This is a genomic window from Pseudoclavibacter endophyticus (assembly GCF_008831085.1).
Taxonomy (GTDB): domain Bacteria; phylum Actinomycetota; class Actinomycetes; order Actinomycetales; family Microbacteriaceae; genus Pseudoclavibacter; species Pseudoclavibacter endophyticus.
Genome location: NZ_WBJY01000001.1, coordinates 494,931 through 513,731, shown reverse-complemented (window position 1 = coordinate 513,731; position 18,801 = coordinate 494,931). Strand labels below are relative to the sequence as shown.

General features: G+C 66.5%; 14 protein-coding genes. 4 read left to right on the top strand and 10 right to left on the bottom strand.

Annotated features, from left to right (window positions below; all coding sequences use genetic code 11):
* Positions 1–109 precede the first annotated feature (109 nt).
* From F8O04_RS02205 to F8O04_RS02175, 7 genes are all read right to left on the bottom strand, one after another.
* Complete coding sequence (locus F8O04_RS02205; RefSeq protein WP_158027708.1) at positions 110–1,357, bottom strand: ABC transporter ATP-binding protein; 1,248 nt, start codon at positions 1,355–1,357, stop codon at positions 110–112.
* Positions 1,357–2,193, bottom strand: coding sequence for an ABC transporter permease (locus F8O04_RS02200; protein WP_225734822.1), 837 nt, complete (start codon positions 2,191–2,193; stop codon positions 1,357–1,359). The genes F8O04_RS02205 and F8O04_RS02200 overlap by 1 nt, the downstream gene beginning before the upstream one ends.
* A gap of 74 nt (positions 2,194–2,267) precedes the next feature.
* The gene (locus tag F8O04_RS02195) at positions 2,268–3,398 is read right to left on the bottom strand and encodes an NAD-dependent epimerase/dehydratase family protein (RefSeq protein ID WP_158027706.1); all 1,131 of its coding nucleotides are present in this window, start codon (positions 3,396–3,398) and stop codon (positions 2,268–2,270) included.
* 9 nt (positions 3,399–3,407) lie between these two features.
* Complete coding sequence (locus tag F8O04_RS02190) at positions 3,408–4,646, bottom strand: alginate O-acetyltransferase AlgX-related protein (protein ID WP_158027705.1); 1,239 nt, start codon at positions 4,644–4,646, stop codon at positions 3,408–3,410.
* Positions 4,643–5,890 (bottom strand): acyltransferase family protein, encoded by a 1,248-nt coding sequence (locus tag F8O04_RS02185; RefSeq protein ID WP_158027704.1) that lies wholly within the window; start codon positions 5,888–5,890, stop codon positions 4,643–4,645. The genes F8O04_RS02190 and F8O04_RS02185 overlap by 4 nt, the downstream gene beginning before the upstream one ends.
* Positions 5,891–6,002: 112 nt before the next feature.
* On the bottom strand, positions 6,003–9,068 hold the full coding sequence (locus tag F8O04_RS02180; RefSeq protein WP_158027703.1) for a rhamnan synthesis F family protein: 3,066 nt from the start codon (positions 9,066–9,068) through the stop codon (positions 6,003–6,005).
* A 116-nt stretch (positions 9,069–9,184) separates the two neighbouring features.
* Positions 9,185–9,817 carry a hypothetical protein gene (locus F8O04_RS02175; protein WP_158027702.1) on the bottom strand — a complete coding sequence of 211 codons (633 nt, stop codon included), beginning with the start codon at positions 9,815–9,817 and terminating at the stop codon, positions 9,185–9,187.
* 169 nt (positions 9,818–9,986) lie between these two features.
* Between F8O04_RS02175 and F8O04_RS02170 the strand changes: the two genes are divergently transcribed.
* Positions 9,987–10,886, top strand: coding sequence for an ion transporter (locus F8O04_RS02170; RefSeq protein WP_158027701.1), 900 nt, complete (start codon positions 9,987–9,989; stop codon positions 10,884–10,886).
* Between the two features lie 20 nt (positions 10,887–10,906).
* Here F8O04_RS02170 and F8O04_RS02165 read toward each other — a convergent pair whose 3' ends face one another.
* The gene (locus F8O04_RS02165; RefSeq protein ID WP_158027700.1) at positions 10,907–12,700 is read right to left on the bottom strand and encodes a rhamnan synthesis F family protein; all 1,794 of its coding nucleotides are present in this window, start codon (positions 12,698–12,700) and stop codon (positions 10,907–10,909) included.
* A 123-nt stretch (positions 12,701–12,823) separates the two neighbouring features.
* On the opposite strand from F8O04_RS02165, the gene F8O04_RS02160 reads away from it, so the two are divergent.
* Positions 12,824–13,897: a glycosyltransferase gene (locus F8O04_RS02160; protein WP_158027699.1), complete on the top strand. Its 1,074-nt coding sequence runs from the start codon at positions 12,824–12,826 to the stop codon at positions 13,895–13,897.
* A gap of 19 nt (positions 13,898–13,916) precedes the next feature.
* Here the strand turns inward: F8O04_RS02160 and rfbA are convergent, their stop codons facing one another.
* Positions 13,917–14,798 carry a glucose-1-phosphate thymidylyltransferase RfbA gene (rfbA, locus tag F8O04_RS02155; RefSeq protein WP_158027698.1) on the bottom strand — a complete coding sequence of 294 codons (882 nt, stop codon included), beginning with the start codon at positions 14,796–14,798 and terminating at the stop codon, positions 13,917–13,919.
* Complete coding sequence (locus tag F8O04_RS02150; protein WP_158027697.1) at positions 14,795–15,415, bottom strand: dTDP-4-dehydrorhamnose 3,5-epimerase family protein; 621 nt, start codon at positions 15,413–15,415, stop codon at positions 14,795–14,797. The genes rfbA and F8O04_RS02150 overlap by 4 nt, the downstream gene beginning before the upstream one ends.
* Before the next feature lie 125 nt (positions 15,416–15,540).
* Between F8O04_RS02150 and F8O04_RS02145 the strand changes: the two genes are divergently transcribed.
* Together F8O04_RS02145 and F8O04_RS02140 are read left to right on the top strand one after the other, a co-directional pair.
* Positions 15,541–17,718, top strand: coding sequence for an acyltransferase family protein (locus F8O04_RS02145; protein WP_188726325.1), 2,178 nt, complete (start codon positions 15,541–15,543; stop codon positions 17,716–17,718).
* Positions 17,719–17,783: 65 nt separating this feature from the next.
* Positions 17,784–18,716 (top strand): glycosyltransferase, encoded by a 933-nt coding sequence (locus tag F8O04_RS02140; protein ID WP_188726326.1) that lies wholly within the window; start codon positions 17,784–17,786, stop codon positions 18,714–18,716.
* The last annotated feature ends 85 nt before the right edge of the window (positions 18,717–18,801 follow it).

Sequence of the window (18,801 nt, the reverse complement as noted above, 5' to 3'; positions counted from 1 at the left end):
CCACACCTACACCAAATTTCACACAAGCCACACCAGTCTCTGTGGTGGTGACACGGGTTCAACCGGCACGGGGGCTGGCTTCGTACCCGGCAGGACCAACCATCAGCCGTCAGTCCTCGCGGTCAGCACGGCGCACCGGCGGCGCCTCGATCGGCCGCGGCGGCGTGAGGTTGCCGAACTTCGAGCCCAGCGTCACGAGACCGCCTGATTCGATCGGAGTCCCCGGCCCGACGCTGAATGTGAACGCGCGCTGCCACACGTCGTAGTTGTGCGTGCCGTCAAAGTCTTGAATCGAGGCACTCAGGTAGGCGTTGAGGGGCCGGAAGGTCACGCTTGGGATCTCGATGTCAATGGTTCCCTCACCCGGCTCGATCGCATCCGGGACGAACCCAGAATCCCGGCTCGTGTGCCCCCACAGGAACGGCCCGTTGACCACGTCGACTGACACGCCGAAGACTGGTCGCTCAATGCGCTCCGCGGCCCGGTAGTGGAGGCGAATCGTGGCCCGGTCGCCCGTCGACAGGTTCCGCACGTCACCACGCTCCGGATGGAGCAGCTCGAGCTTCGTGACCTGGGCCTCCCCAGTGCCAAACCGCTTGCCACCGCCCTCGACCAGGGTCGCACCGTGCTCCTCGTTCGAGTAGAGGTCAACGATCTCGGCCGCCGGCCCGACGTCCTTCAGCACACCGTGATGCAGCCACGCGGCTTCGTCACAGAATGAACGCATCTGTTCGAGCCCGTGCGAAACGACAACGACGGTACGGCCCTCGCGCTTAAACTCGGCAAACTTCGCCATGCACTTCTCTTGGAAGGCCATGTCTCCGACGGCGAGCACTTCGTCAACGAGCAGGATGTCGGGGTCGACGTGGATCGACACGGCGAACCCGAGACGCACGTACATCCCCGACGAGTAGTTCTTCACCGGCTGGTCGATGAACTGCTCGACGCCCGAAAAGTCGACGATCGCGTCGAACTTCCGATCGATCTCGGCCTTGGTCATACCGAGGATCGAGCCGTTGAGATACACGTTCTCCCGGCCCGAGAGTTCGGGATGAAAGCCCGAGCCGACCTCGAGCATGGCGGCGATGCGGCCGCGGTGCGTGATCGTGCCGGCATTGGGCTCGAGGATGCGCGCGATGCACTTGAGCAGCGTCGATTTACCCGACCCGTTGTTGCCGAGCAATCCGAAGGTCTTGCCTTCCGGAATCTCGAGCGACACGTCATCGAGGGCCGTGAACTCCCGATACTTACCACGGCTGCGACTGAGCACGGTCGCCTTGAGCGATTGATTCCGGTCGCGGTACACCCGGAACGTCTTCGAGACGCCGTCGATCGTGATGGCCGAGGGCTTCGTCATTACAGCTCCTCCACGATGCGGGCTTGGAACGTCCGGAAAACCAGCACACCGACCAGGAGCACGGCTGCCGCCCAGGCCAACATCGTGAGCCACGTGACGGGGCCTGGCATCGCGAAGTCGTAGAGCACCGAGCGATACGCCTCGAGGAAGTGGAAAGCGGGGTTGAGTTTAAAGATCTCGACGAGTGGAATGTGCGCGCCGAAGAACGTGATTCCCTGCTCGCCGAGTAGCCGCTCGGCCGATTCGACCATTGCGATGGGGAACACGACACCCGAGGCGTAGAACCACGCTTGATTGACGATGCCCCACAGGTGCTGGATGTCACGGAAATACACGACGCCGACCGCGAGGACGAGCCCGATGCCCAGCACGAAACACGCGGTGATCGCGACGACCACGAGCAGCACCGGGATGTACGCGAGCACGAGGAGTCCGTGGGCACCCGTCACGAAGACCGCGGCGGTGAGCATGATCGCCATAACCACCAGGAGTTCGACGAGGAACGTGGCCACGAGCGACATCACCATCGAGGTCACGAGCACGTGTCTCGGGAAGTACACCTTTGTGAGCAGTCCCGCGTTGGCGGTGATTGAGCTCATGGCGGCCTGGATGGAGCCCGAGATGAAGGTCCATGGAATGATGCCGCACGCGATCCAGAGGGCGTAGGCGTGCAGGCCCGAATTGGTGCCTTCCGGCGGTGGCGCTTGGAACAGGAAGCCGAAGATGATGGAGAAGATGGCGATGGTCGCGAGAGGATTGAGAAGCGACCACAGCCGTCCGAGCGCCGTGCGCTTGTACTGCGAGCGAATCTCTCGCAACGTGAGGTTCCAGAGCAACCCGAGGGTAGGGTGCTTCAGGAACCGACCCGGGCGCGGCCCGGGCCGCTGCTCGTCGGCGGTGATGTTCTCGGCTATGACGCACCTCCAGGTGCCTGCGCGTCGAGTTGCGCGTCGATCCATGTACAGAGGCGGCGAACTCCAGAGTCTACGGGTACCTTCGGTCGCCACCCGAGAACCGCGACCGCGTCGTCGATGACCGCGGACGCGCTTCGCACGTCGCCATTGCGAAACTGCCCGGTCACGGTCGGTTCCGGGGCGCCATAGATCTCGGCGATGAGTTTCGCGAGCTGAAGGATCGTCGTGCCCGTGCCGGATCCGATGTCGAACGGAAAGCGTGTGCCGTGGCCCGACGGCTCCGTCGGTGTGGACGCACCCGTGACGCCGCGCACAACCGCATCGACCACGTCATCGATGTACACGAAGTCGCGAACGATGTGCCCGTCCTCGTACACGGGAATGACCTCGCCGGCGCGCGCCCGCTGCGCGAAGAACGACACGATGCCCGTGTATGGATTCGTCAGCGACTGCCCCGGCCCGTAGACGTTCTGCAGCCGGAACAGCACGGGCGTCACGCGCATCGCGAGACACCACGAGCGCAGCACGTGTTCCTGCGCGAGCTTCGTCGATCCGTACACGCTCGTCGGGGCGGGCGCCACGGTCGCTGATCGGTGCGGAAGTGCCGTGAGCCCGGGAAAGTCCCACTCGCCGCGAGCGAGCATGGCCGCCGAACGCTGCCCCGGCGACACGACGCTGCCGTCCTCCGCTCGCCAATCGCCCTCCCCGTAGACCGCCCGACTCGACGTCAACACGATCCGTTCGGGCAGGCGCTCGTGCCGGACGAGCGCGTCGAGCAATTCGGTCGTGCCGACCACGTTAACCGAGGCGTGCCTCGTCGCCTCCGTGAGCGACTGTCCCGTCCCGGTCTCGGCGGCGAGGTGCACGACGACGGTCACGTTGCCGATCGTCGGCAGCAGGGCGTCCCACATGGCGGCATCGGTGACGTCGCCGTGCACGAACTCGACCCGTGAGTCGAGCGCGCGCGGTCGACGCTCGTGTGGATGCACCTGCGGATGCAGGTTGTCGATGGCGATGACGCGATCGAACGCGTCGGAGAGGGCCGACGACACGGCACAGCCGATGAACCCAGCACCGCCGGTCACGAGACAGGTGGTCGGGGCGGTGGTTGCGGGCGTTGCGGTCATGGGTTCCCGTCAGTAGGTGATTGGGGGCACGAAATTGAGGTGGCGTTCCGTGAGCTCGATGATCACCACATCGGGCTCATGCTCGAGCGCGACCGAGAAGTAGTCGACGGCCTGTTCGGGCTTGTCGAGGTTATGCGGGTATTGCCAGGTTGTCGTGAAGCCGGCCTGCCAGCCGGCCGCGATGCTGTCGCCCTGCGAATCACGGAAGATCAGTGCCGTGGCGGCCGACTGCGCCGACGGATTCTCGGTCGTCACCGGCAGCTCGAGCATGTCGACGGGCCGGTCGGTCGGCTCGCTTGCGACGGTGCCATCGGCCATCGTCAGCTGCATCTCGGGCGGCGGAGCCGCCCAGACCGGCACGGCATCGATCGGGTCGTCGTCGGTGTACCCGAAGCTCTCGAACTCGTTGCTCGCCGGTTGCAGGTCGAAACCGGAGATGTCGAGCGGCGCGAGGCCCGCGTACCGCTCCGGGTCGACGGCGGTGAGGCATTCCGCGAGGGCCTGCCAGCCCACCGTTCCGCCGAAGTCCGTCCAGTGCGAGTTGAGCGGCGTATAGACGCTCTGCTCCTCGGCCGCCGCCCGCAGCCGCTCGCGCATATCCATGACCGGCAGGTCTGGATGCGCGTACCGCAGATAGTCGAGCGTCGTCGAGCCCACGATGTTGTTGGTCCACGCCGGAAGCTTGTCGGGGTACACCGACCATTTCGCGGGCACCACCTGGATCACGAGATCGATCCCCTGCTCGTCGAGTCGGTCCCGGAGCGAGCTCATGGCCCCGTACCAGGCGTCCATCTCTTCCTGCGAGAGCACGCGGCGTCCGATCGCCTGCGAGAAGTTGTTGGCCTGCTCGTCTGCCCAGAACACGAATCCGTCGGCACCCTCGATGACGCCCGGTGCGCCGGCGGAATTGAGCCGGTACGTCGATTCGCTCGTCGACCGAGCCTGTCCCAGCCATGGCTGGTGAGCGGGGAGTGCGGCGAGCGGCGGGGCACACCCTCCGGGGAGGCTGTCACCGCTCGTCGCCGACTCGACGGGCGCTTCGACAAGCGCCTGTGCGATGCGCTCGCGCGCCACGAACCCGGCGACCGTCGCCGCGATGACGGCGACCATGAGCACGCACAGCGGCACGAGCGACCACCGCCTCCACCAGCGGCGAAGCGCGCTCGGGGCGTGAACGCGCTCGGCGAGATCGCCCGGGGCGTCGCGCAGGCCGGAGTGCTCGGCCGGTCCCCCGGTCCCCGCGGTCATCGCCGGTCACCCGCCGACTGCGTCGACGCGGCCGGGACGATTGCGCGGGCGTCCCGGAGCGTGCGCGCGTACGGCGCCGTCGAGAAGTCGGGGTTGACGGTGCGCCGTTTGACGGCGGCATCGAGTGGTCGCAATCGATCGAGGGCCCAGGCAAGGGGAGCCGGGGTCCAGTTCTTCAGGCTCATGGCGGGCTTTTCGATCGCGTGCCACGAGACGAACGCGCACAGGTGCGCGGCGATCACGATCACGAGGTGGTAGACGAACCAGCCGGTCTCGTGCAACCCGAAGTAAGCGCCGAACTGCATCAGCGGCCACGCGAAGATGTAGATGCCGTAGGAAAAGTCGCCGAACTTCTCCCAGTTCCGGAGCGCCGTGGCCCGCACGGCGAACCACATCACGAAGTACAGGAACCCGTACTGCCCCCACACGTTCCAGCCCCCGGTCGTATACGCGAGGACGGCGAAGAGCAGCGCCGCCACCGCCAGCCGGTCGTCAATGGGGATCTTGTCGCCGAAGAGCGCGAACAGCATGCCGAACGCGAATGGCGCGAAGAACATGACGTTGAACGGGTTGTCGAGGATCGACGAGATGCGAAGCATGTCGACCATGCCCGACCATGTCATGGCGTTGAGCACGATCAGGCCGAGCGCGAATGCGCCCCCGATCCACCGGTTCGCGAGCATGCCGAAGAGGCCGAGGAGCCCGACGATGATGTACGCGCGGAACTCGTACAGCAGGGTCCAGGCGCTCCCGTTCCAGTCGTAGCCACCGTGCTCGGCATAGGGGATCGACTGGCCCATTTCGGCGATGTTCCGCTGGCCGAGCGTCAGCCACATGTTGTTGAGGAAGTAGGTGAACGGCGACTCGTTCGTGGCGTTCCAGTAGCCGTCCATCGTGCCGGCACCTTGGAACCAGGCGATGGGAGCGAGCACGAACGCAGTCGTGAGCAGGGCGAGCCAGAACGCCGGAAAGATGCGCAGCGCGCGCCGCCAGAAGTAGCGGAAGATCGACGAGCGCCCCATGCGCGACTTCGTGATGAGGAAGCCGGAGAAGAAAAAGAACCCGGCGACCGCGACGCCGCCGATCGACTGCTCGCTCGAGACCTGGATGCCAAGGTCCTCGCCACCGTAGAAACCGGCAAGAGGCCCAGAATGGCTGAAGATCACGGCGAATGCCATGAGCCACCGCAGGAATCCAATGCTGTTGGCCCGGGGGTCGAACGCCTGTTGCAGCGTCAACGGCATGGGCACCTCACGTGTCGTTCGGGCCGGCCCCTCTGGCGGTGTCTACGCACGCGAGCGGACTCGCCCCGACCGGCTGCGGGCCATTGTAACCACGGCCGCGGCATCGGCCTGTTCAACGGCCGCGGGCTCGGCGGTACACGCTGCGCGCAGCCCGGTAAGCGGGACGAATCGCATTCGCGATGGCCGGCTTGCCCTCGACAAGGCGTTTCGCCAAGCCGACCGGCGACGATACCCCACCGTGCGCGGACTCCAGGTACGCCACCTGGTCGATGCCGTATCCCGGCAGGAACGCACTGACGGCCTGATACTTGTACTCGAGGAATGAGTAGTTGATACCAGCGAGCTCCGGGCTCATCACGGTACGGACATGGAATCCGTTCGCAAGCGCGACATAGCTGAACATGCGCTCGATCACATGCGCGAGCGTGCCGTCCTTGTAGCCGCCCTCAGCCGGGAAGTCCTCCCACGTGAGTCCGAGGTCGGTGAGCGAGGCGATGGCTTCGCGGCGCGCGACGAACATCGAACCGTAGGACGACAACGGCGTCGAATCGTCGAAGGGCACGGTGATGCCGAGGCGCTCTGCGAACTTCTTCGCCGGCGCCTTGTTCGCGAACCACGCATGCCCCATCGTCGGATATCCGGTGTGGATGGTCGGGGGGAACGCCATACCCAACGTGGCGTGCCGCTGGAATAGGGCAACGAGGTTCTCCGTGTAGCCCGGGCTCGCGAGCAGGTTGTCGATGAGATGCCGTTTGAACCACGTTCCGATGTTGTAGCCGTCCTGCGCCGACTTCTTCCCGTGGATCTTGACGATCAGTTCGTATTTCTCGTCGCGGAGCACGTCACCACAGCCCACGATGAAGGCCGAGATGTCGCGGCCGCGGTTCGATTCGACGACTCGGACGTCGCTGCCACCGATGAATGTGGACGCGTTGATCGCGGCCTCGATACGAGCCCGCTTCGCGTCGTCGCTCGTCGTGATGAAGAGGTCGACGGGACCGGGGATCGTGCCAACGGAGTCGAGGATCTCGCCGACGAGATCGTCGTAATAGAGATGGCAGACGACAGCGATGTTCGGGAGTGACGATCGGTCGAGGGCGCCCGGGTGACCATCGGGGAACGTCTGCTCGGGGAGGACCTCGGTCAGCGAGAGGTTGGTGGCCAGTGTGCGTGGCTTCGCTGCGCGGGTGACGTTGCGCCAGATCAGATCGCTCGGGTAGGGGCTGCGCTCGATCTCGGACATCGCATCGCGTGCGATGATCGCGTACCGGTCGAGATACAGCGGGTCGTGGAAGAACAGGCGTCGCTTCACGATCGGCAGCCTGTCGCGAAGCATGAGCACGATGTCGTCGAAGATCGGATGATCCGAGGGGTAGTCCTCGAGGGGGAATGCAACGCGCGAGACGAAGCCGGCTTGCTCGAAGTGCGCGAGGAACCGCGCCTCGTGCCGGTCGACCGATTCGTCGTATGACGAGATCATGGGCATGTCGCGCCAGTACGCCCGGTATTCCTCCGAGGAGAACATTTGCCGGCGCACCGCGATCCAGTGCGACTGGATGTGTCGCGGCATGACCCCGCTGCCGTGGTGCGGATGCGGGTCGACCTCCGCGTGCTCAGTGAGCCCCCAGAAATCGACGTCTTCGGCATCCATCCGGTCAAAGACCTCGGCGAACGGGAAGATCGGGCCGAAGAACGTGTAATTCAGCAGGATCAACTCGTCATACTCGCCCAAGCGGTCCCACCCGAATTGCTCCTGCGCCTCCTTGTAACCCCACACGTCGAAGCCGACGTTCTGGCGCTCCCAGACCGTGTCGGCGACACCCTCGAGGCGTTGTCGTCCAGCCGGCGTGAGCGGCCCATTCGAGACGACGAAGATGTGGGACGTGTGCTGACGGAGTTGCTCCAGCTTGTAGACGACATAGTCGTCCACCTGCCCGTCCGCGTCGAAGAACAGGTAGAACGCGATTCGCTTCGTCACTCGGTCGGACACGCGCGTGTCTTCGCGGTGTCGTCTGCGGGTCGCGGGCGCCGGCGCCGACGCCGCTTCCGTCGGCCCACCTGGCGTCGTCGTGCTGTCGGAAGCCGCCGCCGGTGCCGTCGACTCCGTACGCCGCCCGAGCAGCCGCCGAGCACCGCGCCGTGCAGCGAGTCCGGGCGCCATCAGCTTGCGGAGCCCACCGATGACGGGGCGGCTGTAGTCGAGCAGCTCGTTCATTCGCTGCTGCGTCGCCTCAATGCGCTTCTGTCTCTCGTCAATGCGCGCGATCTCCTGCTGGAGTTCAGCATGCACGCCTTGGAGGTGTTCTGATTGGGCGAGTTGGCCCGCGCGAATCAGCTCGGCGGTAAGACGCCCTGAGCCGGCGGCGTTCCGCTCGACCTCGTCGAATAGGCCCGAGATGAAGAGCAACTGGCCGAGGTCGTTGCCCGACGCGACGGACTTCCGCAGGTACTCGTCGCGAATCCGCCCCATGTAGTCGCGGTGGTCTCCGGCATCGACGATGACGCTGTTGCCCTCGTCACCGGTCGAGCTCTTGCGCTGATGCCAGAAGGCGCGCGGCTCGCCGTCGATGAACCCCACCGTCGTCGCCGACAGCACGCGCAGGAGGAACTCCCAGTCGGCCAGCACGGGCAGGTCGCCGCGAATGGGACCGACCGCTTCGAACACCGACCGGCGAAACACGAACGAGATCGGCGGTACCGTGCTGCGACGGATCGTATCGGCAAGCCGCACGGCGTGCAGGTCCTCGGCCAGGATCTCGCGAGCCTCTTCGATGACCCGGCCGTCTTCGATCCGTTCGAAGACCACCTCGGTGCGCACGGCGACGCCCCCGTCTTCAAGGTGCTCATCGAGGTGCCCGATCGTGCGCTCGAGGAAGTCGGGAGCCCACGAATCGTCGTCATCGTGAAGGACCAGGAACTCTCCGGCGGCGGCATCGAACCCGGTGTTCATGGCCGCCTCGCGGCCGGCCGAGGTCTCGTTCGACACGAGCCGCACTCGGCCGCTGGCCTCCTCGGCGAACTGAGCGATGAGGGCTTCGACGGGTGCCGGGTCGCCCGCATCATTGACGATGATCATCTCGTAGTCGCTAAAGGTCTGCCCCAGGACGCTCCGAAATGCTCGCTCGAGCAGCAGCGGGCGATCCTTCGTACGAGTGACAATGCTCACGCGGGCAGACATGTGTGCTCCTTCAGATGACGCCAGTGCCGCCGCGAGGGCCTCGGAGGCACGGGTGGCGAGTCGATGCTGCGCGCAAGGCTACCGACCGCGGCGTCAGACGGCGGTCAGGATGCGCCCTACGGCACGGTGACGGTGACGGTCTCGCTCGTGGCCGGGCCCGACGGGCCGTCGTACGTCATCGTGAGCTGCCAGTCGCCCGAGGCGACGTCGGGCGAGTGCAGGTTGACGACGCAGATCGTCGTCGTGACATCGGGCGTGGCCGGCTCGGTCGCCACGAAGGTGACACTGCCATTGGCGGCCGTCAGCGTGCACGAGCCGCCCGGCTCGGTGCCCTCGATGAAGCCTGCGACCGAGAAGCTCCGCTGATCGGGGATCCAGTTCCATCGGTTCAGCGCGAGGTCCGCGCTGGCGGTGGGCGTGGTCGTCGCGGCTGCCGAGGGATCGGGTGTCGACGGCGGCGCCGTCGTCGCGGTCGCGAGCGGGAGCGATTCGGTCGGCTCGGATGTCGGCGCGGGCAGCGACGTCACGGGTGCCGTGTTGTCAGCCGCAGGGCCCTGCGAGAAAGGGTTGAACCAGATCAGGACCGCGCCGATGATGAGCACGAGCAGCACGGCGAGGCCGAGTCCGGCGAACGCCCCCTTGCCGAGCCCGCGGCGTTCGGCCTCGACCAAGCGACGCTGTTCGCCGGTGTCGCCGGCAGCGAGATTGTCGTCGTCCGGGTAGCTGCCAGACGTGTCGCGATCAGCCATGACGCCTCCCTGTTTCTCGTCTGCGACGGTACCGCCGAGTGCGCCGGGCGTCACGGCAGGCGCGCCGATCGCGCATTCGATCCCCGACTTTCGAACGATGCCGGCCGGCCACAGCGCTCCGTAGGCTTCGGCTGTTCACGACGACCCGGTTGACAGGATGACGACCTCAATGACACCAACGCCCATTCAGGCGCAGCCCGGCGATCCGGTCGCGAAGATTCGGGCTCGCGTGGGCGCGTGGGTTGAGTCGGTGCCGGTCCAGCGCCTCGTCATCGCGGTCATCGTGGCGAACGCGATCACGCTCGGCCTGCAGACATCGGACGACATCATGCGCGCCGCGGGCGGCGTGATCCACGCCCTCGATGTCGTCTTTCTCTGGATCTTCGTCATGGAGCTGGCCTGCAAGCTTTTCGCGCGTGGCTGGGCGTACTTCACGGACGGCTGGAACGTCTTCGACTTTCTGGTCGTGGCCATCGCGCTCGTCCCCGCATCCGGCCCCTTCTCGGTGCTCCGAGCGCTTCGAGTGCTCCGCGTGCTCCGGCTCGTCTCGGCCGTGCCGCAGCTGCGGTTCATCGTGACGACCCTGCTCGCCGCCATTCCCGGCATCGCCTCGATCGGCGCGCTGCTCGCCATCATCTTCTACGTGGGGGCCGTCATGGCGACCGAGCTCTTCGGGGCCGCCTCCCCCGAGCACTTCGGCACAATCGGCGAATCGCTCTTCACGCTGTTCCAGATGATGACGCTCGACTCGTGGGCCGCCGTCGTTCGCCCCATCATGGACAACGGCTACCCCGCCGCGTGGGTGTTCTTCGTGCTGTTCATCGTGGTGAGCGCGTTGACGATGCTGAACCTCTTCGTCGCCGTCATCATCGACACGATGCAGAACCTGACGAAGGCGCGCGAGGGCACGGCCGAACAGCGTGCGGGCGATGACGCGGCCGATTCCACGCCGCCGCCGCGCGCCGAGCCGGCCGGGCTCACCGATGCACAGCTCGCCGCCGAACTCGTCGCGGTGCGAGCGCGCCTCGACGTGCTCGCGACGGCACTCGAGCGGCGCCAACAGCCGTAGTCGGAGCGGTACTCGATCGGTCAGCTGCGCCAGCGGGCGATTGCCGCGCGAAGTGACTGCGCGAACTTCGGGGCACGGCGAACCAGCGTCTCTCCGATCGCCTCTGGGCTCAGCGCACCGCGGCGGCGAGCACGCAGATACCGAATGGGCTCTCGAGCGCCCGGCGGCAGCATTCCCGCCACCTCGGCGTACTTCGCCTGCAAGTGCGCGAGGCTCGCCTCGAGCTGCGCCACCGTCCCCACCTCGACCGTGAGGTACCCCGCCGTCAACACGATGCGCGAGGCGAGCAGGTCGAGCTGACGCTCGAGCTCGGGCCCTCCCCCATGGGTCTGGGCCACGAGCGGTCCCCAGCCGCCCAGCGCACGGAACACGTCGGCGAGTGGGCGCAGCGCCGCGGGCCGGTAGACGGCGACGGCGGAATACGGGGCTGCGGGCCCGTGCTCGTCGAGCGGACCGTCGAGCCCGAGCCGCACCGTCAGCTCCTCGACGGCGTCACGTCGGCCGAGCCAACCATGACCGATCGCCTCCGAGCCGATGTGCGGTGTGAGCGGCACGATCGCGCCGAGCGCCGGTTCGTCGGCGAGCGCCCACGCGATGGGAGTCGGGTCGGCGAGCAGCGCGTTCCCGGCGTCGCGCGCGGCACGCACGGCGGCGGGGTCGGCGATGTGCTCGGGGCGCTCGTCGACGACCTGGCCGCCGTCGTCGTCGCCCCCCGCGGTGATGGCCCTGGTGCCGACTTCGGCCGGCGGGATCGCGCCGAGGACGGGATAGGCGCCGCGGCTCACGATGAAGTCGACGTCGTCGAGCAGCCCGCGCGGGTTGTCGGCGAGGCGGCGCCACAGGTTCCCCTCCACCCGGCGCATCCGCATACCGCCCACGATCGCCACCTCGCCCCCGGAGGTCGCGGCGGTTTCGGGATGCCCGTCTCGCGTGAGGCGTGCCGGCTCGCGCAGCGTTCGAACCCCGCCGAGTGCCGACGCAAGCGTGCGCGGCGGGGTGGTGAGCGCGGCGGAGTGCACGATCACACCCGCGTCGAAGCCGCCGGCCGCCATGGCCCGCGCCACCTCGGGCACGTCGACCGCGCGGTGGTCGAGCTCGACGGGGTCGTGGAAGAAGAGGCGACGCTTCACGATGGGGCAACCGGCGCGGAGGAGCGCGAGGGGCTGCTCGATGCTCGGATTCGCGACGCCGAAGGGTGCGGCGGCGAAGACGGGTTCGCAGCGGAAGCCGGCATCGGCGAAGAACTGCGTGAAGCGAGACTCGTGGTGGCGGATCGAGTCGTCGTACGACGTGATCTCGGGCATCGACGCCCAGTACTGGGCCCACGCATCGCTGCGAAGCACGCTCGCCCGCACGGCGAGCCAGTTCGACTGCAGGTGCGCCGGCAGTGTTCCGCGGAAGGTGTAGGGGTTCGGCGTGATCTCGCCGTGCTGGGTCATGCCCCACACATCGACGTCGCGCGCGTCCTGCCGCTCAAAGATGTGCGCGAAGGTCGCGCCCCGGCCCGGGAACACCTCGACCGGACCGAAGTTCGTCGAGTTCGTCATGAGCAGCTCGTCGAATCGCGCGAGGCGCCGAGGGCCGATCGCCTCGATCGCGGCCCGGTAGCCGCCGACGTCGAACCCGGTGTTCTCACGCACCAGCAGGTCGTCGGAGAGGCCCGCGAGCGCACGCTGTCCGTCATTACCGAGGGCGCCGTTCACGACGACGTGCAAGCGCTGTGCGAACGGGCGGAGACCCTCGAGGAACCGACGAGTGCCGGCGTCGATGCGCCCAAAGCGGTCGTGCAGCAGAACAATGACGAGTCGTTGCATGTCGCGCTGCTGCCCTTTCCTGTTGCAAGCCCACGGCCCGATTCAGGTGATGCTGCCCGAGGGGGTGCGGCGAGGCTTCACGTCCCTCACGGTACGCACGCCGGGTCGTGCCAAGCTATCAGCATGGTCGTCTCGAGCATCGTCGCGCAACGTGAACCGGGTGTGGCGCGCGCTAGCTCCGCGATCCCGCCGTCATCAGGGGTGACCGCGGTCGTGTGCACCTTTCGGGGCGAAGCGTTCCTCGCGCAGCAGCTCGCGAGCATCCTGCGCCAGTCGGTGTCCGTCGACGAGGTGATCGTGAGCGACGACGCCTCGACCGACGGCACCGTCGAGCTCGCTGCGCGAACGCTCGAAGCGTCTGAGGTGCCGTTTCGCGTCTTCACTCGATCGACCGCCCTCCGCGTGGCGGCGAACTTCGCGTTCGGCGCCGACCAGGCGCGCACGCCGCTCGTGGCATTCGCCGATCAGGACGACGTGTGGCACCGCGACAAGGTCGCCCGCCTCGCGCCGCTGCTCGCCGACGATGAAGGCGCGCTGCTGGCGCACTCCGACGCCCGGATCGTCGACCGGGCGGGCGACGAGATCGAGCCGTCGCTCTTCGCCTCGCTCGAGATCGGCGACGGCGAGTGGGCGGCATATGTGGGCGACGGCGCCGGCCCGGGCCCCGGTCCCGATCAGTTCGGGGTGTTGCTCCGCCGCAATCTCGTGACGGGGGCGACGACGATGGTGCGCCGCGACTTCGTCGTCGCGGCCGGCGTCGCACCCGACCCCTGGATCCACGACGAGTGGCTGGCGATTGCCGCCGCACTGCGTTCGGGCATTCGCACGCTCCGCGCGCCACTCATCGACTACCGGCAGCATGGGGACAACCAGATCGGGCAGGTCACGCCAACGCTCCGCGACAAGGTCGACAGAGTCGTCGGCCCCGGTTACGAACAACAACGGCTCCGGGTGCAACGAGCCGACGCGCTCCGCGCACGGCTCGGAAGCCTCGGCGCAACACCCGAGCAACGCGTCGAGGTCGAGCGCAAGCTGTCGCACGAGCGCCGGCGGCTGCGGATGCCGGACGCGCGTCTCGCGCGGGTCGGCGCCGTCGCCCAGGGTCTGCGCCGCGGCGACTACAGGCGGTACTCCTCGCGCGGCACGCTCGACGTGATCCGCGACGCTCTCCACTCCCGGAGCGACCGGCCTGACTGACCCGCCGCAGTCCGTACGCTCAGCCGAGGCCGGCGGCCTTGTGCGCCAGCAGACGCATGAGGTACTTGCCGTAGCCAGATTTCGAGAGGGGCGTCGCGAGCGCCTCGAGCTGCGCATCGTCGATCCACCCGGCGCGCCAGGCGATCTCTTCGATGCAGCCGATCTTGAAGCCCTGCCGGTCCTCGATGACCCTGACGTACTCCGACGCCTGCATCATCGACTCGAAGGTGCCGGTGTCGAGCCAGGCGGTGCCGCGGTCGAGCACGTGCACCTGCAGCTTGCCGGCGTCGAGGTAGGCCGAGTTGACCGACGAGATCTCGAGCTCGCCACGCGCCGACGGCGTGACGCCCTTCGCGATCTCGATCACCTCGTTGTCGTAGAAGTAGAGGCCCGGCACGGCGTAGTTGCTCTTGGGCTGCGCCGGCTTCTCTTCGATCGACAGCGCTTTCATGTCCTCGTCGAACTCGACGACGCCGTACGCCTGGGGGTCGGCGACCTGATAGGCGAAGATGAGCCCGCCGTCGACGTCGCCGTAGTTCCGGAGGGCCGAGCCGAGGCCAGTGCCGTGGAAGATGTTGTCGCCCAGCACCAGCGCGACCGAATCGTCGCCCACGAACTCCTCACCGATGACGAACGCCTGGGCGAGCCCCTCGGGGGAGGGCTGCACGGCGTACTCGATCTGCATGCCGAGCGCCGAGCCGTCGCCGAGCAAGGCACGGAACTGCTGGTTGTACTCCGGCGTCGTGATGATCAGCACCTCGCGGATGTCGGCCATCATGAGGGTCGAGAGCGGATAGTAGATCATCGGCTTGTCGTAGATCGGCATCAACTGCTTCGAGATGCCCTTGGTGATCGGCCAGAGGCGCGTGCCGGATCCTCCGGCCAGGACGATGCCCTTCATGCGCCGTACCCTGCCTTCGCGTCGAGTTCGCCGTAGAACGTCCTCGCCTGCTCGTACGTCGGCAGCAGTCCCTGCCGCTCGGCTTCGAGGAGTCCCGGTGCCCCCGTGTCCTTCTCCGAGAGCAGGAGCTCCTCCGACGGCAGCTCGAACTCAAGGCCGACCGTCGTGCACATCGGATTGATGCCGTGCTCGCGGCCGGGTGCGTAGGTGTCGGAGACGAGGTAGCTGACGACCGAGCCCTCTTCGAGCGAGATGAAGGCGTGCCCGAGGCCCTCGGAGAGGTAGATGGCCTTGCGGTCGACGTCATCGAGGCGCACCGAGTCCCACTGCCCGAACGTGGGCGAGCCCGAGCGGATGTCGATGACGTAGTCGACGACGGCGCCCTTGGGGCAGGTGACGTACTTCGCCTGGCTCGGCGGGATGTCGGCGAAGTGGATGCCTCGCACCACACCGCGGGCAGACACCGACATGTTTCCCTGCCTGAGGTCGAGGGGGTGGCCGACGACCTCGGCGAGCTTGTCGAAGCGGTACCACTCGAGGAACATGCCGCGCGAGTCGCCGATGAGCTTCGGCGTGATCTCGTATGCGTCGGGAACCTTCAGTTCGCGAATCTCCATGCCGCGAGTCTAGGACGCTCGAAATCGATGACGGCAACTTGTACCTGTTCATGGTCGCGGCACGTGCGCGGCCATCGGCTGTTCTACTCTTGAACGCTGGCCCGGGGCAAGATGCAGGGGGTTCCATGGCAACAGCAACGACAACGGGCCTCGTGTCCGTCGGATCGGGCGACGCCCGCAACGATCGAAGCGCCGGCACGGAAGCGGTGCCGCCATCGCCTCCGACGAACCGGTACGTGCCCGAGATCGCCGGTCTGCGCACAATCGCACTCCTTCTGGTGGCGAGCTTCCACATCTGGCTCGGGCGCGTTTCAGGTGGCGTCGACATCTTCCTGTTCATCGGCGCCTACCTCATGACGCGTTCACTGGCCGACCGCGCCGAGGCGGGCAACCTCACCAGACCGATCACGTACATCGTCCGCAAGTTCGCGAGACTGTTACCGGCGGCGCTCGCTGCCATTGTGCTCACCGTTGTTGCGGTACTCATCTTCATTGCGCCGCACTCATGGAGCACGCTCTTCGATCAGGCCCTCGCCTCTGGCACTTACTGGATGAACTTCTGGCTTCAGGGTGAGGCCGTGGATTACTACGCGGCGAACCGGCATGAATCCAGTTTCTTCCAGCACTTCTGGTCGCTATCCCTGCAGGGACAGGTCTTCGTCCTCTGGCCGTTCGTGCATCTCCTCTGCGAGTGGATCGCGCGCAAGACGGGGATTCGGCCTCGCTCACTTCTCCTCGGTGTCTTCGCCGTGGTCTCGATTGCGTCGTTCTCGTGGGCCCTGCACTTGACCTCGGTCAGCCCCGAGTTCGCGTACTTCGATCTCCCGGCGCGCCTATGGGAGTTCGCGCTGGGGAGCGTGCTCGCTCTGGTCATCCCGTGGCTTCGATTCCCCGGACATATCCGGCGCATCATGACGTCGATCGGTCTCATCGGCGCCGTGCTGTGCGGTTTCGTCATGCCCGTCGACGCCGCATACCCGGGCTGGCCCGCGATGTGGCCAGTCTTCTGCGCCGTACTGGTCATAGCCGCAGCGGACGCCCCACGGTCGACGACCCAGAGACCAGACCCTATCCTCGGCAGTCGCATACTCCAGCGCATTGGTGGCTATACGTACGCCCTCTACCTCACGCACTGGCCGATCCTCATTCTGTACGCGAATCTCGTTGGCGGCGACACCCCGAGCGCGATCGATGGCCTCGTACTGCTCCTCATCTCGGCGGCACTGGCCGTCGTCATCACCCACGCCGTGGAACGCCCGGTCACAAGATGGATGAGCCGAGAACAGCCCATGCAGAAGCGTCGACTTCCACGTCTGGGGAAACGAACCCTCGCGGTTTTCACTGTTGGCGCAGTGCTTGCAACAGGTATCGGAGTCGGGGGCGAAGAAGGACTCAAGCGAATGCAAATGTCCGCGCTTGACGCCATTTGGCTGACCGATGTTTCCGATCGTGGCCCTCAAGCGAATCCAAACGAAGAGTTCGATGCGCTCGTACCTGCGGATATGGTCGTCGAAACTCCCCCCGACATTCGTGGAGACTGGTGCCCGCTGGACAAGTGGTGGGGCGGACTTGCTTGCCTCGAGGATGGTGCTGATGTACAAAGCGGTGCCGCAGATCGCCGGATCGTTGTCATTGGCAACTCGCACGCAATGATGTACACCGGCATGCTGTGGGAGACAATGCAACAGCATCCGTCCTGGCACATTCGGGCCTACGGATCGCCCGGCTGCATCGCGCCTGGTCCCGATAGCACCCCCACAGAACAGTGCGCGAAAATGTGGGAAACGGCCATTGAGTTCGTTACCGAGACACAACCAGACCTGCTCGTCATCGTCGGAACGGTTTCGCGTGTTGGAGACACCGATCTCCTACATAATGATACGGCGTCTCCCTATAAAGACACCGTCCTCGGCGATCACGTCCCAACGGTCGCGCACGTTACCCAGCAGACGACCACCGAAGTCGTTGTCATCCGCGACACACCCCGATTCCCAACTGCGCCCTACTTCTGTGCCGTTGAGCACGGCCACGATGCAGAAGAGTGCATATTCAAAGTTCCGGAGGATCCGGATGCACTCCCGCAGTTCATCACACAGATCGAGGAAGCTGGTGGCGTATGGGTAGACGTCAACGGCGCAGTCTGCCCCGACGGCACGTGCCGACCTACTCTAGGCGGCATTGTGACGTACTTGGACGACAACCACCTCACGGCAACGATGTCACGATCGCTTGCTCAAGTATTCGCCGATCAAGTTCACCCTCACATCAGTTGGTGGCCTGCCAGCGTTTGGAGCAAGTTCTGAGTACACACTTCGGAACGCCGCCGGTGTCGGGTGACAGGCCACGCGCCGGCGATACGATGAAGCGCATGCCCCCGGTCGCGAACCCTCCGCGCATCGCCGTCCTGCTCGCGACGCACAACGGCGAGCGGTACCTCGACGAACAGCTCTCGACAATCCTCTCGCAGGAGGCGGTCGACATCACGCTCCTCGTCTCGGACGACAACTCGACCGACGGCACGCGCGCCAAGCTGAAGGACGCCGCGGCCCGCGACCCGCGCATCCGCGTCTTGACCCCCGGCATCTTCGGCGAGCCCGCCCCGAACTTCTTCCGCCTGCTGACCGAGCTCGATCTTGACGAGATCGACTACGTCGGCTTCGCCGACCAGGACGATCGCTGGGCGCCGAGAAAGCTCGCCTCGCACGCGCGCCTGTTGATCGAGCACGGCGCCGACGGCGTGTCGTCGAACGTCACCGCCTTCCGGCCCGACGGCAGTCGCACGCTGATTCGCAAGGACTATCCGCAGCGCCTCGCCGATCACCTCTTCGAGACGCCCGGTCCCGGCTCGAGCTTCCTGCTGACCAGTCGCCTGGCGCGCCTCGTGCAGCACGAGCTGCGCGACCCGGCCTCGCCCGCGCGACTCGTGTTCGCACATGACTGGCTCATCTACGCGATGGCACGTTCGGCGGGACTGCGATGGATCATCGACCCGACTCCGACGGTCGACTACCGTCAGCACGACGGAAACGCGGTGGGCGCGAACGCCGGCGCCGCCCAGGCACTCAAGCGGCTACGGCTCAGCGCGGCCGGGTGGCACCGCCGCCAGGTCGAACTCACCGTGGATGCCTGCCTCCGGGTCGCCTCGGCCGAGGAAGCACCGAGGCTCGCCTGGTTCCGCGAAGTCCTCTCGCGGAAGACGCTCACGGAGTCGCTGCGGCTCGCGCGCCGCGCCTCACAGCTCCGCCGCCGCCCGCGCGATCGTTTCGTCCTCTTCGGCCTCCTCGTCACCGGCTTGTGGTGACCACTGGGCCGATGCACCCCATAGCCGCGCTACCGCGAATGCTCCCGATCGTTCTTCGCGTCGTTTACGCTGGGGCGTCTCCGTC

What these genes read in the sequence shown, in the direction of transcription:
- F8O04_RS02205 (WP_158027708.1), bottom strand. Translation starts at nt 1,357, where the DNA reads ATGACGAAGCCCTCGGCCATCACGATCGACGGCGTCTCGAAGACGTTC.
- F8O04_RS02195 (WP_158027706.1), bottom strand. Translation starts at nt 3,398, where the DNA reads ATGACCGCAACGCCCGCAACCACCGCCCCGACCACCTGTCTCGTGACC.
- F8O04_RS02190 (WP_158027705.1), bottom strand. Translation starts at nt 4,646, where the DNA reads ATGACCGCGGGGACCGGGGGACCGGCCGAGCACTCCGGCCTGCGCGAC.
- F8O04_RS02185 (WP_158027704.1), bottom strand. Translation starts at nt 5,890, where the DNA reads ATGCCGTTGACGCTGCAACAGGCGTTCGACCCCCGGGCCAACAGCATT.
- F8O04_RS02180 (WP_158027703.1), bottom strand. Translation starts at nt 9,068, where the DNA reads ATGTCTGCCCGCGTGAGCATTGTCACTCGTACGAAGGATCGCCCGCTG.
- F8O04_RS02175 (WP_158027702.1), bottom strand. Translation starts at nt 9,817, where the DNA reads ATGGCTGATCGCGACACGTCTGGCAGCTACCCGGACGACGACAATCTC.
- F8O04_RS02170 (WP_158027701.1), top strand. Translation starts at nt 9,987, where the DNA reads ATGACACCAACGCCCATTCAGGCGCAGCCCGGCGATCCGGTCGCGAAG.
- F8O04_RS02165 (WP_158027700.1), bottom strand. Translation starts at nt 12,700, where the DNA reads ATGCAACGACTCGTCATTGTTCTGCTGCACGACCGCTTTGGGCGCATC.
- F8O04_RS02160 (WP_158027699.1), top strand. Translation starts at nt 12,824, where the DNA reads ATGGTCGTCTCGAGCATCGTCGCGCAACGTGAACCGGGTGTGGCGCGC.
- rfbA (WP_158027698.1), bottom strand. Translation starts at nt 14,798, where the DNA reads ATGAAGGGCATCGTCCTGGCCGGAGGATCCGGCACGCGCCTCTGGCCG.
- F8O04_RS02150 (WP_158027697.1), bottom strand. Translation starts at nt 15,415, where the DNA reads ATGGAGATTCGCGAACTGAAGGTTCCCGACGCATACGAGATCACGCCG.
- F8O04_RS02145 (WP_188726325.1), top strand. Translation starts at nt 15,541, where the DNA reads ATGGCAACAGCAACGACAACGGGCCTCGTGTCCGTCGGATCGGGCGAC.
- F8O04_RS02140 (WP_188726326.1), top strand. Translation starts at nt 17,784, where the DNA reads ATGCCCCCGGTCGCGAACCCTCCGCGCATCGCCGTCCTGCTCGCGACG.